Below are 15,374 nucleotides of genomic sequence, written 5' to 3' on the forward strand. Positions count from 1 at the left end.
CGTCAGGCTCCTTCAGAGTTTCTCGCAAGCCGATCCGGGTTCTTCTGACCGGCGGAGCGTGAGGCTGCTCGCTTTCGCCCTGGCCACGTCTGAACGCCCGGCAGGAGCCGTTCGAAGGTGATGAAATGAAGAACAAGCCAGATCAGCACGCTCCGCAGCACGCTCGCAGTGCGTCCCCCCATCACGAAAAGTATCTGGTGATCGTTGGCATCAAGGGGGAAGAGTGCCGCGAATCGACCGATTGCAACGGCTTGTGCGAAGGTTGAGAAGCTAAATGGGCGGATGAGCCGGCCCTGGCTCCGCGCGATGACTTGTTCTGCCGCATAGACGCCGGAAACTGCCGCCGCCAATGCAGATGCGCGAAACGGCGCGCCGGTCGGTCCATTCGGGTGCGCACTATCGCCGACGGCGAGAATCGCGGGATGAGACACCGACCTCAAATCGGTTCCGACGACCACGCGATCTTGAGCATCAACCTGCAGCCCGGCCTGCCTCGCCATCGCGGGAGCGCGCATGCCTGCAGCCCAGATGCATATGTCGAAGGGAATGCGCCGCCCGCTGGCGGTCATCGCCGCATCGCTCTCAATCCCGGTAACTCGTTCGTTGTCGACAAGCTCGATGCCCAATCTTGTCAGGTCGCGTCTGATAACGGATCGAACCTTGGCGCTGCTGAAGTCGCCAACACTCGTGGGGCTCAGCAGCGTCACGCTCATATTGGGCCATGTCGATTTGGCTTCGCCCGCAGCCTCGACAGAAAGCGGTCCGCCGCCAACGGCAAGCACGCGAGCGGGGCGCCCGGAAATCTCATGAAGCGCGGCTCGCAGCGCGGCGGCAGAGCGCGGACCTTCACCCGGATCAAGGCGAAAGGCATGCTCTGGCGCGCCAGCGGCATTGTCGGTGTCGACATGTGAGCCCAGCGCGTAGATCAGTTGCGTGAAAGCAATCGTGCGCGGTGAGCCATCCTCTTCGATCGTGACGCTATTCCGAATGGGATCGAGCGACACCACGCAAGCACGTATGAACTGGACATTGGTGCGGCGCAGATATCTTGAAAGGGACGCGATCCGCGGTTTGACCGGGGCGACCATCGTCTCCTGCAGTCGGACACGCTCGACGAACTGTTCATTGCTATTCACCAGTGCAACGCGAAGCCCAAGCCGGCGTCGACCCAGTCGAAGAGCCGCCATCATGCCCGCATATCCAGCTCCCAGAACCACGACGTCGTAGGCTTCATGACTTGATCCGGGTGATCGGGACATCGATTGCTTCCTCTGCACACGCTTCTGTTTGGAGAAGAGGCTAGGCATAGCGCGACGCGGCCATGGCAAGCACTGCGACTGCGAGAAGAATAGCCGCGCCGCGATACGCCATCGCCAATTGAGATCGCACCTTTGGCTGGTCCCCCGGGGACGTCCGCAGCCTCCGCAACGCGCTACGGATGACGGTTATTTGAATAACGAGCGCGACGATTGCCGCCACGGCGCCTGCGCCCAAAAGCTGCTCCGTGGGCCCAAACGAACCCTCATGCAATGCCTTCCAAAGGTAAGCACCTGACAGCACCGCCACGGCAGCCGCGCCCAACTGCGGAGCGAACAGTTGCTAACCATCATTCCCCGTCGTCCGAGCGCATGCGAAAGTCGAGCCGGCCCAGAACGTGGCAGCGAGAATGTGGAGCGAAATGGCTATAAGCAGAACCGGCTGCATAGGGATCTAGACCTTTTGCACGAAGCTATTTGGATATACATGATGTATATTGAAATTCAAGAGGCGGAACGTGCCTAAGCGTGCCTATGTCAGCGTGGCGCGGGCTGAGGCCGCCGCGGCGAAACGGAACCAGGTCGTTCAGGCCGCTGCGCGGTTCCTTCGCGAGGAGGACAGCATCACCACCTTTTCGCTCGACGCAGTCGCAAAAGCGGCAAAGGTGACGCGCTTGACCGTCTACAACCAATTCGGCTCGCGCCGTGGGCTGCTCGAAGCAGTGTTTGATGATATCGCCCGCCGGGGAGGGCTCGCACGCCTGGAGGACGCCGCTGCCCATTCCGACCCTGAAAAGGGCCTCGAGATGATGGTTCGGATCTTCTGCGAATTTTGGGACAGCGACCCCGCGGTGGCGCGTCTTCATGACGCCATGGCGATTGACCTGGAATTCGCCCAAGCGCTCGCGGCGCGGAACGAGCGTCGGCGGCCGCTCATTGGAGAATTGATTGCACGAATAGCTGCCAAAGACACGCCGATCAGCGCCAAGCGCGATGCTGTCGATCTGATTTACGTCCTTACCAGCTGCGCGACCTTTCGGATGTTCTCGGGAGCGAGATCCGTCTCCGCCATCTGCGCCTTGCTCACGAACGCCACGAAGGCAGCGGTGGCCAAGATCAAGTGAAGGGCATACAAGCGGCCGGGTTGAATCCCGCCGTGAAAATCGACAAGCCAAACCAACCAGGTCAGTCGCAGTCGACGTACCCTGATGGAAAATCGTCCGCGGCTGATTTGCTTCGCTGGTGTGAAAATTGCTAACAGAGGCCGCCGGGCTGGAAGCGCACCTTCCAGCCCGGTCCATGTTTACCTGATCCGGAGACGATGATGCCTTTCGACTTGATCCTGCGCGGCGGGCGGGTGATCGACCCCTCGCAGAAGCTCGATGCCGTGACGGATGTCGCGTTTTCGGGTGGCAAGGTCGCCGCGGTCGGCTCCGGGCTCAAGGCGGATTCCGGCACTCAAGTTCGCGACGTCTCGCAGTTCATCGTGACCCCCGGGCTGATCGATCTCCACACTCATGTCTATTGGGGCGGCACTTCGCTCGGCATCGATGCCGAGGAGTTCTGCCGCAACTCCGGCGTCACCACGTCGGTCGACACCGGCAGCGCCGGCCCCGGCAATTTCGCCGGCTTCCGCAAGCATGTGATCGAGCCGAGCCAGGTCCGCATCCTCGCTTATCTGCACGTCTCCCATGCCGGCATTTTCGGCTTCTCGCACCGGATCATGGTCGGCGAGAGCGAGGAATTGCGGCTGATGAACCCGATCGAGGCGGCCAAGGTGGCGGACGCCAACCGCGACGTCATCGTCGGCATCAAGGTGCGGGTCGGGCTGCACTCCTCGGGCACATCAGGCGCCGTGCCGCTCGATATCGCGCTCCAGGTCGCCGACGAGGTCGGCATGCCGTTGATGGCGCATATCGATCATCCGCCGCCGACCTATGAGGACGTGCTGGCGCGCCTGCGCCCCGGCGATGTGCTGACCCATGCCTTCCGTCCCTTCCCGAATTCGCCGGTGACCGCGCAGGGCACGGTGAAGAAGGCGGTGCTCGACGCGCGCGAGCGCGGCGTGCTGTTCGACATCGGCCACGGCAAGGGCTCGTTCGCGTTCAAGACCGCGCGCGCCATGCTCGCCAACGGCTTCTATCCCGACACCATCTCATCCGACATCCATCAGCTCTGTATCGACGGCCCGGCCTTCGACCAGGTGACGACCATGTCCAAATTCCTCTGCATGGGCATGCCGCTGTCGGACGTGATCAAGGCCTCGACCGAGAATGCCGCGATGGCGCTGCGGCGGCCCGAGCTCGGCAGCCTCAAGCCCGGCAGCGTCGGCGATGCTACGCTGGTCTCGGTGAAGCAAGGCCAGTTCGACTATGAAGACGTCGTCGGTGAGCACCTCATCGGCGACAAGAAGATCGTTTCGGTGGGCGTCGTCATCGGCGGCCGCTGGTGGCACCCGAACTAGGTTTGCTCACGATAGAATTGCAGCAATTGCGCGCCTGCCGGTGAGAGCCAGTCGGGCGCGCCGGCGATGTAGCCTTCGACCTGGCCGCTCGTCCCGATGAGATAGGTGATGGGCATGCCGACGATGGGAAACATCTCTGTCGATGCTTGCGCGGCTGCGCCATAGGCGTCGACATAGCAGGCGAGGTTCTTTACGGCGAGGCCGGCAAGGAACGCGGTGATCTTGCGCAAATCTCTCGTGTCGGTGCAGACAGCGACAATATCCAGACGGTCGCGTTGCGATCCGGCGAGGCTCGCCAGCCCGGGCAGGTCGAGCCGGCAGGCCGCGCACCACGTCGCCCAGAAGTTGACGAGGGTGATGCGTCCCGGCTTTGCCGTCACCACCACGTCTTTTCCATGCAGGTCCTGAAGCCGTATCGGCGGCATCGCCGCGCGCGGCCGCACCACCGTGAACTGGCTGCGGCCGGCTTCGAACACCGGCGGCCAGCTTTCCTGCGCACCGCCCGCAGGCAGAAAGGCAAGAAGCGCCGGCGCGGCGATCAGGAGCGATCGCCGCGACAACGCGTGGTGTGTCTCACGCATGGATATAGGCCCAACCCCTCAGTTGCAGATCCACGACGCGCCCGATGCCGAAGGGCACAAGGTTCGCACCCGGGATCAGCGGGATCGAGAGCTGCTCCTTGGCTTCCGCGATCGCCTTGGACGAAGCGCACATGCTGTAGGTGAGATCAGGCAGCGACTGGCGTAGCGTCGCCAGCGGCTCGGCCAGCGGGGTCTTGTCCGCCCTGAAGACGTCGATGCCCTTGCCATTGGCGACGACCTCGATCAGCAGGCGGGTACCCTTGTCGGCAAAGTGCTTGGCGAGATTGGCGGAATAGCTGATCGCGTGTCCGATGACATAAGGCTCGTTGCTGTCGATCAGGATCACGACGCCATCAGCGAGGCGATCCTCCCTGGCCGCGGCCGCGCCGCCAGCCGTGAGGATCGCGGTGCCTGCGAGCAGGCCCCTGCGGGACCATCTGATGGCAGAGATCATGGTGGCGATGCTGCCGTTTAGAACCGACGCGGCGCGATCGGCGCCTTACTGTTGCGACCCCACAGCACGAACAGGCTGAGCGCGAGCAGGATAATGTTGAGTGGCGTCACTTCGGCCTCGCCGCGCGAGAGATGGAAGGCGAGTGCAATCACCTGCAACACCGAGCAGCCCAACGCGGCGAGCACCGTCAGCCGCGGCAGGATCCGCGTCAGTGCCGGCAGCAGAATGCCGATCCCGCCCGCGAGATCGACAAGTGCGATGGCGCGAACGAAAGTTTCGGAATACTGGCCGGCCCAGGGCATCATGGCGGCCAGCTGCGGAATGGGCGTGGTCAGCTTGACCAGCCCCGCCCCGACAAACGCGAAGGCGATGAGGATTTGCGCGGCCCAGAGGCCGATGCGAAGGGCGCGGCCGGGTGTGGCGGTCTCGAAGGTGGTGGTCGACATGGTGGCTTCTCCAAAATGTGAGGGCTGCCACCATTTGATGGTTTCACTATTTTTGATCATTATCGGTTCCAGGATCGATTCCTTTCCTGAATGTTGATGATCTCATGGATTCCCTGGTCAGCATGCGGGTGTTTTGCCTGGTCGCGGAGCTGAAGAGCTTTGCGACCGCGGCGCAGCGCCTGCGCATATCGCCTGCGATGGCGAGCAAGCATGTGATGCAACTCGAGAAGCGGCTGGGCACGCGGCTGCTCAACCGGACCAGCCGGCGCGTCAGCCTGAGCGAGAGCGGTGCGCTCTATTTCGAGCAGGCGCGGCAGATGCTGGATTCGCTCGACGAGGTCGAAGCTGCCGTCAGCAAGGCGACCGTCGTGCCGCGCGGCACGCTACGGCTGACCGCGCCGGTGTGGATGGCGAACACGATCTTCGTGAGCGTGCTGGCCGACTACCAGGCGCGCTATCCCGAGGTGCGTCTCGACATTGATCTCAGCGGGCGGCTGGTCAATCTGGTCGAGGAGGGATTCGATCTCGCCTTGCGCGCGACCGGGGCACCCGATGAGGCGCTGATCGCACGGCCCATCACCGGCGTTCCGTTCTACATGGTCGCCGCGCCTGCCTTCCTCAAACGCGCGGGCCGCCCGAAGACGTTCGCTGATCTCTCAGGCAAGGCCTTGTTGCACTACGCGCTTTATCCGGGCGAGAGCTTCTCCATCGAGGGCGAGCACGGAACCGAGACCATCAAGCTCAACCCCGTGCTGCGCAGTGGCAACGAAACGCTGCTGCACATGGCGGCGCTGGAAGGCATGGGCCTCGCCTTCCTGCCGAAATGGCTGGTCGCCGAGGACATCGCGGCTGGACGGCTCGAGCACGTCATGCCCGAGCACATCATCTTCGTCGGAAAGCTGTTCGCAGTCTATCCGAGCCGCAAATATCTCTCCGCGAAAGTGAGGACCTTCATCGACTTCATTGCCGCCGACAAGCGGATGAAGTAGCGCCCCTCTACAGCGATCTCGCGATCAGCAGCTTCATGATCTCGTTGGTACCGCCGTAGATCTTCTGGATGCGGGAATCGATGAAGATGCGCGAGATCGGATATTCCTGCATGTAGCCATAGCCGCCGAACAGCTGGAGGCATTCGTCGGCGGTTTGCACCTGCTTGTCCGAGCACCAGTATTTTGCCATCGACGCCGTGACAGTGTCGAGATCCCCGGCAACCAGGCGCTCGATGCACCAGTCGACAAAGACGCGTGCGATCATGGCTTCGGTCTTGCGTTCGGCCAGCGTGAAGGCGGTGTTCTGGAAATCCAGCAGGGGCTTGCCGAACGCCTTGCGCTCCTTGGTGTATTCGGTGGTGAGCTTGACGGCGCGCTCCATCGAGGCGACGGCGCCGACCGCGAGCGCGAGGCGCTCCTGCGGCAATTGCTGCATCAGCTGGACAAAGCCCTGGCCTTCCTCCTTGCCGAGCAGGTTTTCCGGCGGCACGGTGACATTGTCGAAGAACAGTTCCGACGTGTCGGAGGCGTGCAGTCCGATCTTGTCGAGGTTGCGTCCGCGCTTGTAACCTTCGGCGCCTTCGGTCTCGACCACGATCAGCGAGATCCCTTTCGCGCCCGCTTCGCCGGTGCGGGCGACCACGATGACGAGGTCGGCGGCCTGGCCGTTGGTGATGAATGTCTTCTGGCCGTTGATGACGTAGGAATTGCCCTGCTTCTTCGCTGTGGTCTTCACGGCTTGCAGGTCCGAGCCGGTGCCGGGCTCGGTCATGGCGATGGCGCCGACCATCTCGCCTGTGGCCATCTTCGGTAGCCAGCGCTTCTTCTGCTCCTCCGAGCCGTAATTGAGGATGTAGTGGGCGACGATGGCGCTGTGCACGGAAACGCCGGTCGTCAGCTCCGGCACCGTGCTTTCGAGATCATCAAGCACGGCCGCGTCGTAGGCGAAGGTTGCGCCGAGCCCGCCATATTCCTCCGGCACGCTTGCCAGCAGCGCGCCCATCTCACCGAGCCCGCGCCAGGCGAAGCGGTCGACCATCTTCTGCTCGCGCCATTTTTCGGCATGCGGCGCCAGATCCTTGGCGAGATATTTCCGGAACTGGTCGCGGAAGACGTCGAGCTCTTCGGTCATCCAGGAGGAGCGGTAGGCCATGGTCACCCTCGGTCGATCTTGTCGCAGGCGCGTACGCATCACGCGTGCCACAACGGTGACAGCGGGCGCAAGCCCGCCCGCCGTGGTACGCCAACCCCGGGTGCCGATGCCAGTGTTTTCAGGCTGCCGGCTATCCAGCCTGCGCGGTCTTGCCGCCGTCGACGACGAACTGTCCGCCCGTTGCATAGGGATGATCGTCCGAGGCGAGCACCAGCGCAAAGGCCGCGATCTCCTCGGGTGTTGCCACACGTTGCATGCCCGGAACGTGCGATTTGGCCCATTGCGCAACCGCGATGTGCCAGGCGGCATCGGGCAGATTGTCCATGCCGGCAAGCCTGCGAATGAACGGCGTATCGGTCGTGCCCGGGATCAGGGTGTTGATGCGGATGCCGTGCTGGGCGTATTCGAGCGCCGCGGCCTGGACCATGCCGACAAGTCCGCGCTTGGCCGCGGAATAGGCCGAGCGCTTCGCCGACGTGGCGATGGCGTTGGATGACGAGGTGACGACGATCGATCCGCCCTTCTGCATCATGTGCGGAATCTGGTACTTCATCGCCAGGAACACGCCGCGCAGATCGGTATTGATCACGTCGTCGAATTCGGCTGCGCTGTACTGATGCAGCGGCTTCTCGATGGAAATTCCGGCATTGTTGAAAGCGACGTCGAGGCGGCCGTGAAGTTCGATCGTCTTGTCGACCAGGGCCTTGACCTCGGCCTCGTTGCGAACGTCGGCGCGGACGAACGCGGCCTCGCCGCCACCGCCCTTGATCTCGTCTTCCACCTTCGTGCCGCGCTCGACATTGCGTCCGCAGAACACCACCTTGCCGCCTTCGGCGGCGAACATCAGTGCGGCGGCGCGGCCGATGCCGGAGGTGCCGCCGGTCACGATGATGACCTTGTCGGTGAAACGCTGGCGGCCGCTCGGCTTCTGCTGGGGCAGCGCCGTGCCCTGGCCGAGCGCCACGCCGCCGACAAGGCCGCCGAGGGCGCTCGTCAGCATGCCCAGCACGGCGCCGCCGACCAGATGGCGCCGTTTCATCGGGGAGGACGCGGTGCTATGCTCCGTTTCGGTCATTTCGAACTCCCGGCCCATCAATCTAAACAGTGTTAAGATAGATAGCCGCCAATCTAAACAGTGTCAAGTTACGCATGACGAAACCGATCGCGCCCGCGCGCGCCAAGCCGAGCCGCAAGGTTCCGAAGCCGGAAGCCGGCTATCATCATGGGGAGCTTCAGGAGGCCCTGATCGCGGCCAGCGAGGCCATTCTGGCCGAGCAAGGCGCCGAAGGCTTTACCTTGCGCGAAGCTGCCCGCCGCGCCGGCGTGTCCCCGGCCGCGCCGTCGCATCATTTCGGCAATGCGCAGGGCTTGCTGACCGAGGTAGCGATCCGCGGCTACGAGGCGCTGGCCGACGCGCTGCGGGATGCCGCATCCCGCAAGCAGGGCGCGCGCGAAAAACTCCACGCGCAGGGCCTCGCTTATGTCGAATTCGCGCTGAAGCATCCCGGCCGCTTCCAGATGATGTTTGCCAACAAGCGCCTGGTTGCGGACGATCCGCGTCTCAGGCAGGCAAGCAGGGCGGCCGGGCACGAGTTCGAGATCATCATCGCCGAGCTTGTCGGGGGGACGCCGAAGCAGGCGAAGACCGCCGCCGCGGCCGCCTGGTCCACCGTCCACGGTTTTGCCAAGCTGGCCCTCGAGGACAAATTCGGTTCAGTGCAGAGCGAGGCCGGCTACCGCGAGATCATGACGACCCTCAATCATGTCCTGAACTATCTCTGGCCGGCGAGCCGCTAAATGCAGATCCAAGGGTGAGGCGTCATGACGGCCAAGGCGACTGAGCTCAAGCTCGACATCGGACGCATCGGCACGGTTTCCGCGATCCTGATGCAGCCGGACAATGCGCGTGCGTGCTACGTACTGGCGCACGGCGCCGGTACCGACATGCGGCATGTGTCGATGGACAAGATTGCGGTGGGCCTCTCGATGCGCGGCATTGCGACGCTCCGCTTCAATTTTCCCTACACGGAGAACAAGCAGGGCCGTCCCGACCAGCCGGCCGTCGCGCATGCCACCATCCGTGCCGCGGTCGAGGAGGCGGCGCGGCTGTGCCCGGGGTTGAAGCTCGTCGCCGGTGGAAAGTCGTTCGGCGGCCGCATGACATCGCAGGCGCAGTCCAAGGCAGCGTTGCCTGGTGTGAAGGGTCTCGCCTTTCTTGGCTTTCCCCTGCATGCCGACAAGAAGCCATCCACCGAGCGCGCCGAGCATCTTGCCGGCGTCGCCATTCCCATGTTGTTTCTTCAGGGAACGCGGGATGGCCTCGCCGATCTCGGCCTGCTCAGGCCCGTCGTCGCGGCGCTCGGGGCGAAGGCGACGCTGCATGAGATCGAAGGCGGCGATCATTCCTTCGCGGTGTTGAAGAAGTCCGGTCGCACCAACGATGGGGCGCTGGCGGAAGTGCTAGACACGCTGGCAGGTTGGATCGACAATCTCGCCTAAGGTTCAGGCGGAGTAGAGCCCCTTGTCGCGCGCCTTCTGGATCGCGAGCGCTGCGATCAGGTCGAGCGTCGGCGTCGACAGGCCGGCGGTGCGCGCGAAGGCGGCCGGCGCCTTCACCAGCACGTCGATCTCCATGGCACGGCCGAGCTCGTAATCCTGCAGCAGCGACGGCTTGTGGTTGGGGGCGGGACCGCTGCGGGTCACGCGCTTGACCTCGGGAATGAAGTGCTGCGCGATGTCGTTGGCCTCGTTCAGCATCCGCGGAATGACTTCGGTGAAGGCAGGGTCGTCGCGTACGCCCCGCGCAGTCTGGCCTGTGAGCAGGCAGAGCACCGACAGCGACATGTTGGTCAGTAGCTTTGACCAGATCGCCTCGCGGATCTCGGCCACCGGCGGCGATTCCAGCCGCGCATCATTGAAGACGCCGCGGAGCCTGGTGATGCGCTCGCAATTGCGGTCGTCACATTCGCCGATCAAGAGGCGGTTGCGGTCCGGGGTGAGGTTCTGCACCACGCCGGGTGCCGCCACCTCGTTGGAAGAGAAGATGACGCCACCGATGATCCGCTCCTTCGGGATGCAGGCGCGCAGGCGTCCGCCGGGATCGAGGAAGGAAATGTCCGGCGGCGTCGGGTGCCGCGGCGGCAGGCCGATACCGTACCACCAGGGAATGCCGTTCTGGGCGAACACAATGGCGGTGTCGTCCTGCAGCAGCGGCTTGATGCTGGAGACGAGGCCAGTCAATGCCGTGGCCTTCAGCGTCGAGATCACGACGTCCTGCGGGCCGAGCTGGGCCGGATCGCCCGATGCGTTCACCTTGGCCGCGACCTCGGAATCGCCGACGCGCAGCTTCAGGCCATTGGCGCGCACCGCCTCCAGATGCGCGCCCCTCATGACGCACGAGACCTCGTGGCCGGCGCGGGCGAGCCTGACTGCGAGATGGCTTCCGACGGCGCCCGCGCCGAAAATGCAGATGCGCATATGATGTCCCGTCCCTGATCTTTGGTCGTCGCCCGGAGGCAGCATGACACAAGCCGCCATGCGATGGGCGCGGCCGCCCTACGCTGGAAAGATATGGATCGGGATGCGTTGCCTCGGCCATAGTGCGCGCCATCAGAATGAGCGGAGGATCGCCGATGACTGCCAACCCTGTGCTGTGGAGCCTTGATGAGCGTGGGGTTGCGACCGTCACGTTGAACCGGCCGGAGGTCAACAACGCCTATGACGGCGCCCTGATATCAGGCGTGCTCGCGGCCCTGGACGATCTGGGCAAGAAACCCAACCTTCGCATCGTCGTGCTCAAGGGCAACGGCAAGCATTTCCAGGCCGGCGCCGACCTCAAATGGATCAACGGCGTGCGGCCACAGTCGCCTGAGGCCAACGAAGCGGCGTCCCGCGCGACGTTCGAGGCCGTGCAGCGGCTCAACACGCTGCCGATCCCGACCGTGGCGCTGGTGCAGGGCGGCTGCTTCGGTGGCGGCACCGGCGTGATCGCGGCCTGCGACGTCGTGATCGCCGCCGACAACGCCCTGTTCTCCATCACCGAAGTGCGCTGGGGCCTGACCGCCGCGATCATCATTCCCCAGCTCTGCGACGCCATTGGTGTACGGCAAGTCCGCCGTTACGCATTGACCGGCGAACGCTTCGGCGCCGAGGATGCCCGCCGCATCGGCCTCGTCCATGAGGTGGTGCCGCTCGCAAATCTCGAAGCCGCAGGCAGCAAGGTGGTCGAGCAACTGCTCGCCAACGGCCCGGAGGCGATGGCCGAGACCAAGCGGCTGGCGCTGGAAAGCTCGTTCGGCGGCATGGCGGTGGACGATGCGGCCTACACGCGGCTCGTCCAGCTGCACTCGCTCAAGCGCCAGAGCGCGGAGGCGGCGGAGGGGCTGGCCTCGTTCGCCGAGAAGCGCCCGGCGAAGTGGGGCGGCGGGAAGGGCTGAGCACGCTTCACTCCGCCGTCGTCGCCCGGCTTGGCCGGGCGATGACAGCAAGTAGCCCGGATGGAGCGAAGCGCAATCCGGGGCCGGCGTTCCCGCATTCCGCTGCGCTCCATGGGGCTACGGCACCATCATTTACAGCGACGGTGCGAGTGACGTTTTCAGCAAGGTCAGCAGCGCCTGCACTGCGGCCGCATTGCGCCGGCGTTCCGGGATCGCGGCTTTCACCCACAATTCCGGAATCGGAAAGTCGCGCAGCACCGGCTTCAGCGTGCCGTCGCGCAGCGCATCCGCGACGAGATAATGCGAGATCAGCGCGATGCCGTTGCCGGCGATCGCGCTGCGCGCCAGCACATGCCCCTCGTTGGAGGACAGCAGTGGGCTGACCTGGATGGTGATGCGGCCGCGCGGCCCGTCAAAGACCCATTCGGGGCCTGTTGGCATGAAGCTGAGGCAGCGATGCTCGACGAGGTCGCGCGGATGCTTTGGCGTGCCGTGCTTCTTCAAATAAGCCGGCGAGGCGCAAAGCAGTCGCTTCAACGGCACCAGCGGCTCATCGACCACGCCGCCGAAGGAATGCGGGAAGGCGCCTATAGCGATGTCAAACCCTTCAGTGACCGGATCGACTGGGCGGTCGATCAGCACGATCTCGAGCTTCAGCCGCGGGTTTTGTGTCTGAAAGGCGCTGAAGGCATCGGCAAGCCGCGCCACCGTCATCGAGGTCGGCGCCTTGATGCGGAGATGATCGACGAGATCATGGCCCTTCTCGCCCATGCGCGACAGCAGGTCGGTCGCATCAGTCACCACGCCGCGGGCGCGATGCACGTAGCGCTGGCCCGCTTCGGTCAGCCGCAATTGCCGGGTCGAGCGATGAAACAGCGGTGTGCCGATCCGTGTTTCAAGCTGCGTGACGCGCTTGGCCACCACTGAGGTCGAGACGTTGAGTTTTCGCGCAGCGGCGGAAAATCCAGCCGTATCAGCGGTGGCGAGGAAGGCCTGAAGGTTCACCAGGATGTCCATGTCGACCTTTCGCGATTCGAGAAAGCTGATCGCATATTTTGGTAGATTGTAGCCCTCCGCGCGTTAATTCATAGTCCGCCCCAAGCAAGGGATTTTGGGAAGGACGCGCCATGCGGGCCATGACGATCAATGAACCGGCACGACAGGTGCCGCTCTACGGCGAATATGAAATCGTCGTGCTCGGCGGCGGCCCGGCCGGCATCGTCGCTGCGGCCTCAGCCGCGCGCGCCGGCCGCAAGACGCTGCTGATCGAGCGCTACGGCTTCCTTGGTGGCATGGGCACCGCGGCCGGCGTCACCAATTTCTGCGGCCTGCATGGCAACGTCTATGGCGAGGCGGTCAGGCTGGTGCAGGGCATGGCGTCCGATCTGCTGGCGCGGATCGATCATCTGGGCGGCCTCAACGCGCCGCATCTGATTCTCGGCAAGGTCTTCGCGCAGGCCTATGACACTGCGGCCTACAAGATCGCGGCCGATCAACTGCTGGCGAGCCACAAGGTGCACATTCTCTTCCATGCCATCGGCGCCGGCGTCGTGATGGGCGATGACAACCGCATCGACGCGCTGATGGTCGAGACCAAGGCCGGCCGGCAGGCGGTGCGCGCAGAGATATTCATCGATTGCTCCGGCGACGGCGATCTCGCGGTCTGGGCCGGCGCGCCCTACGAGATCGGCGACGCGCATGGTCATCCGCTTTTTCCATCGATGATGCTCCGTCTCAACGGCATCGATCCCGTGAGGGCGGGGGATGCCTGGCGCACCATTCCGCAATTGATGGAAGCGGCGACCGCGGCTGGCACCCACAAATTCCCGCGCAAGAGCGCGATCGTGCGGCCGCAGAAATCCGGCATCGAATGGCGGGTGAACTTCACGCAGGTGGCGCGCGAGGACGGCCACGCCATCAACGGTGTCGAGCCCGATGATCTCACCCGCGGCGAGATCGAGGGCCGCAAGCAGGCGCTTGCCGCCTTCGAATTCCTGCGCACGGTGCCGGGCTTTGAAAAATCTTACATCGTCGATCTGCCGCCGCAGCTCGGCATCCGCGAGACCCGCCGCATCAAGGGCGGCTACCAGCTCAGCGGCGAGGATGTGCTTGGCTGCGCCTCGTTCGAGGACTCCATCGGCGTCAATGGCTGGCCGATCGAGGCGCATGTTCCAGGCGATGTCGTCTTCACTTTCCCGCCGATCCCGGAATCGCGCGGCTACAACGAATTGCCGTATCGCATGCTGGTGCCCGAGGGCGTAGACAACCTTCTCGTCGCCGGCCGCTGCGCCTCCATGACCCATGAGGGCCAGTCGGCGGCGCGGGTGTCGGGGGCCTGCTTCGTGATGGGGGAGGCGGCCGGTTCCGCGGCCGCGCTGGCGCTGTCCGGAAACCGGATCCCGCGTGACATACCGGTTGAAAAATTGCAGGAAACATTGAAACAACAGGGCGCCTTCATCGGACGGGACGAGCCCGTGCCAAAGGGCCTGTAACGGACTGCAAAAAGAGAATTATTGGAGGAAGCGGGATGATCGGGATTGCGCGGGTCGCGGCACTCAGCCTTTTGGCTATGATGGCGATGGGGACGGCCAGGGCCGAGGATGTGCTGAAGGCCAAGGTCGGCGTGCTCCGCCTGTCGTCCTCCGCGCCCGTCTTCATCGCGCAGGACAAGGGCTATTTCCGCGAGGCCGGCCTCGACATCGAGCTGAAGTTCTTCGATGCGGCGCAGCCGATCGCGGTCGCCACCACCTCGGGCGACGTCGATTTCGGCGTCACCGCTTTCACCGCCGGCCTCTACAATCTCGCCGGCAAGGGCGTGCTGAAGGTGATCGGGGGCATGAGCCGCGAGAAGGCGGGCTATCCCCTGATCGGTTATTTCGCCAGCAACAATGCCTATGCCGCCGGCCTGAAGACGCCGAAGGACCTTGCGGGCAAGCGCATCGCGATGACGCAGGTCGGCTCATCCTTCCATTATTCGCTTGGCCTGCTCGCCGACAAATACGGCTTCAAGCTGTCGGACGTGAAGATCGTGCCGCTGCAATCGCTGTCGAACGCGGCCGCGGCGCTGAAGGGCGAGACCGTCGATGCGGCGCTATTGCCGATCTCGACGGCGCGAAAATTGATGGACGATGGCGGCGCGAAATTCCTGGGCTGGGTCGGGGACGAAACGCCCTGGCAGCTCGGCGCCGTGTTCGCCTCGCCGAAGACGCTGGCCAACAAGGCGCTGGTGACGAAATTCCTTGCCGTCCTCGCCAGGGCCGATCGCGAATATCACGACGTGATCCTGGCGTCGATGAAGGACGGCGTCGCGCCGATCAACGAGCAGACAAAACCGCTGCTGGAGATCATCGCCAAATACACCAACCTGCCGGTCGAGCAGGTGGTCGGCAACTGCGCCTATATCGACCCCGACGGCAAGCTCGACGTCAAGAATGTCGACAACCAGATCAAATGGCTCCAGGAGCAAGGCTTTGCCGACAAGGGCTATGATGCCGATGCGATCATCGCCAAGCATTATGTGAAGGCGGATTGATGCTGAGTGCTCCTCTCTTACTCCGTCATCCTGAGGTGCACGACTTGCGGCCTGCCGCAAGTC

16 protein-coding genes are annotated in these 15,374 nt (G+C 64.0%); 8 read left to right on the forward strand and 8 right to left on the reverse strand.

Annotated elements, in window-relative coordinates; genetic code table 11:
* Nucleotides 1-2: 2 nt before the first annotated feature.
* A complete protein-coding gene (locus tag XH80_RS40375; RefSeq protein ID WP_271603426.1) occupies nucleotides 3-1,259 on the reverse strand; it encodes an NAD(P)/FAD-dependent oxidoreductase in 1,257 nt (418 codons plus the stop codon).
* Between the two features lie 539 nt (nucleotides 1,260-1,798).
* Between XH80_RS40375 and XH80_RS40380 the strand changes: the two genes are divergently transcribed.
* A complete protein-coding gene (locus XH80_RS40380; protein WP_271603427.1) occupies nucleotides 1,799-2,380 on the forward strand; it encodes a TetR/AcrR family transcriptional regulator in 582 nt (193 codons plus the stop codon).
* A gap of 200 nt (nucleotides 2,381-2,580) precedes the next feature.
* Nucleotides 2,581-3,720 carry an amidohydrolase/deacetylase family metallohydrolase gene (locus XH80_RS40385; protein WP_271603428.1) on the forward strand — a complete coding sequence of 380 codons (1,140 nt, stop codon included), beginning with the start codon at nucleotides 2,581-2,583 and terminating at the stop codon, nucleotides 3,718-3,720.
* Here XH80_RS40385 and XH80_RS40390 read toward each other — a convergent pair.
* Genes XH80_RS40390 through XH80_RS40400 form a run of 3 tightly spaced genes read right to left on the reverse strand, consistent with a single transcriptional unit; the run spans nucleotide 3,717 to nucleotide 5,201 of the window.
* The gene (locus XH80_RS40390) at nucleotides 3,717-4,301 is read right to left on the reverse strand and encodes a TlpA family protein disulfide reductase (RefSeq protein ID WP_271603429.1); all 585 of its coding nucleotides are present in this window, start codon (nucleotides 4,299-4,301) and stop codon (nucleotides 3,717-3,719) included. The genes XH80_RS40385 and XH80_RS40390 overlap by 4 nt on opposite strands.
* On the reverse strand, nucleotides 4,294-4,755 hold the full coding sequence (locus XH80_RS40395) for a DsrE family protein (protein WP_271603430.1): 462 nt from the start codon (nucleotides 4,753-4,755) through the stop codon (nucleotides 4,294-4,296). Before XH80_RS40395 ends, XH80_RS40390 begins: the two co-directional genes overlap by 8 nt.
* A 17-nt stretch (nucleotides 4,756-4,772) precedes the next feature.
* Nucleotides 4,773-5,201 carry a DoxX family protein gene (locus XH80_RS40400; protein WP_271603431.1) on the reverse strand — a complete coding sequence of 143 codons (429 nt, stop codon included), beginning with the start codon at nucleotides 5,199-5,201 and terminating at the stop codon, nucleotides 4,773-4,775.
* A gap of 104 nt (nucleotides 5,202-5,305) precedes the next feature.
* Here XH80_RS40400 and XH80_RS40405 point away from each other — a divergent pair, with 104 nt between their 5' ends.
* The gene (locus XH80_RS40405; protein WP_271603432.1) at nucleotides 5,306-6,190 is read left to right on the forward strand and encodes a LysR family transcriptional regulator; all 885 of its coding nucleotides are present in this window, start codon (nucleotides 5,306-5,308) and stop codon (nucleotides 6,188-6,190) included.
* 7 nt (nucleotides 6,191-6,197) lie between these two features.
* On the opposite strand, the gene XH80_RS40410 is transcribed toward XH80_RS40405, so the two are convergent.
* Entirely contained in the window at nucleotides 6,198-7,343 is a 1,146-nt protein-coding gene (locus tag XH80_RS40410) for an acyl-CoA dehydrogenase family protein (protein WP_271603433.1), read from the reverse strand.
* Between the two features lie 130 nt (nucleotides 7,344-7,473).
* The gene (locus XH80_RS40415) at nucleotides 7,474-8,418 is read right to left on the reverse strand and encodes an SDR family NAD(P)-dependent oxidoreductase (RefSeq protein WP_271603434.1); all 945 of its coding nucleotides are present in this window, start codon (nucleotides 8,416-8,418) and stop codon (nucleotides 7,474-7,476) included.
* Nucleotides 8,419-8,492: 74 nt separating this feature from the next.
* Between XH80_RS40415 and XH80_RS40420 the strand changes: the two genes are divergently transcribed.
* On the forward strand, nucleotides 8,493-9,140 hold the full coding sequence (locus tag XH80_RS40420; RefSeq protein WP_271603435.1) for a TetR/AcrR family transcriptional regulator: 648 nt from the start codon (nucleotides 8,493-8,495) through the stop codon (nucleotides 9,138-9,140).
* A 24-nt stretch (nucleotides 9,141-9,164) separates the two neighbouring features.
* The gene (locus XH80_RS40425) at nucleotides 9,165-9,842 is read left to right on the forward strand and encodes an alpha/beta hydrolase family protein (RefSeq protein ID WP_271603436.1); all 678 of its coding nucleotides are present in this window, start codon (nucleotides 9,165-9,167) and stop codon (nucleotides 9,840-9,842) included.
* A gap of 3 nt (nucleotides 9,843-9,845) precedes the next feature.
* On the opposite strand, the gene XH80_RS40430 is transcribed toward XH80_RS40425, so the two are convergent.
* On the reverse strand, nucleotides 9,846-10,820 hold the full coding sequence (locus XH80_RS40430; RefSeq protein ID WP_220001336.1) for a ketopantoate reductase family protein: 975 nt from the start codon (nucleotides 10,818-10,820) through the stop codon (nucleotides 9,846-9,848).
* Nucleotides 10,821-10,975: 155 nt separating this feature from the next.
* Between XH80_RS40430 and XH80_RS40435 the strand changes: the two genes are divergently transcribed.
* Nucleotides 10,976-11,779 (forward strand): enoyl-CoA hydratase-related protein, encoded by an 804-nt coding sequence (locus tag XH80_RS40435; protein WP_271603437.1) that lies wholly within the window; start codon nucleotides 10,976-10,978, stop codon nucleotides 11,777-11,779.
* Nucleotides 11,780-11,911: 132 nt separating this feature from the next.
* Here XH80_RS40435 and XH80_RS40440 read toward each other — a convergent pair whose 3' ends face one another.
* Complete coding sequence (locus XH80_RS40440; protein WP_271603438.1) at nucleotides 11,912-12,796, reverse strand: LysR family transcriptional regulator; 885 nt, start codon at nucleotides 12,794-12,796, stop codon at nucleotides 11,912-11,914.
* 110 nt (nucleotides 12,797-12,906) lie between these two features.
* On the opposite strand from XH80_RS40440, the gene XH80_RS40445 reads away from it, so the two are divergent.
* Nucleotides 12,907-14,271: an FAD-dependent oxidoreductase gene (locus XH80_RS40445; RefSeq protein ID WP_271603439.1), complete on the forward strand. Its 1,365-nt coding sequence runs from the start codon at nucleotides 12,907-12,909 to the stop codon at nucleotides 14,269-14,271.
* Between the two features lie 35 nt (nucleotides 14,272-14,306).
* Nucleotides 14,307-15,311 (forward strand): ABC transporter substrate-binding protein, encoded by a 1,005-nt coding sequence (locus XH80_RS40450; RefSeq protein ID WP_271603440.1) that lies wholly within the window; start codon nucleotides 14,307-14,309, stop codon nucleotides 15,309-15,311.
* The last annotated feature ends 63 nt before the right edge of the window (nucleotides 15,312-15,374 follow it).

Origin of the sequence: Bradyrhizobium sp. CCBAU 45384, assembly GCF_028128665.1 — a bacterium.
GTDB classification, from domain to species: domain Bacteria; phylum Pseudomonadota; class Alphaproteobacteria; order Rhizobiales; family Xanthobacteraceae; genus Bradyrhizobium; species Bradyrhizobium manausense.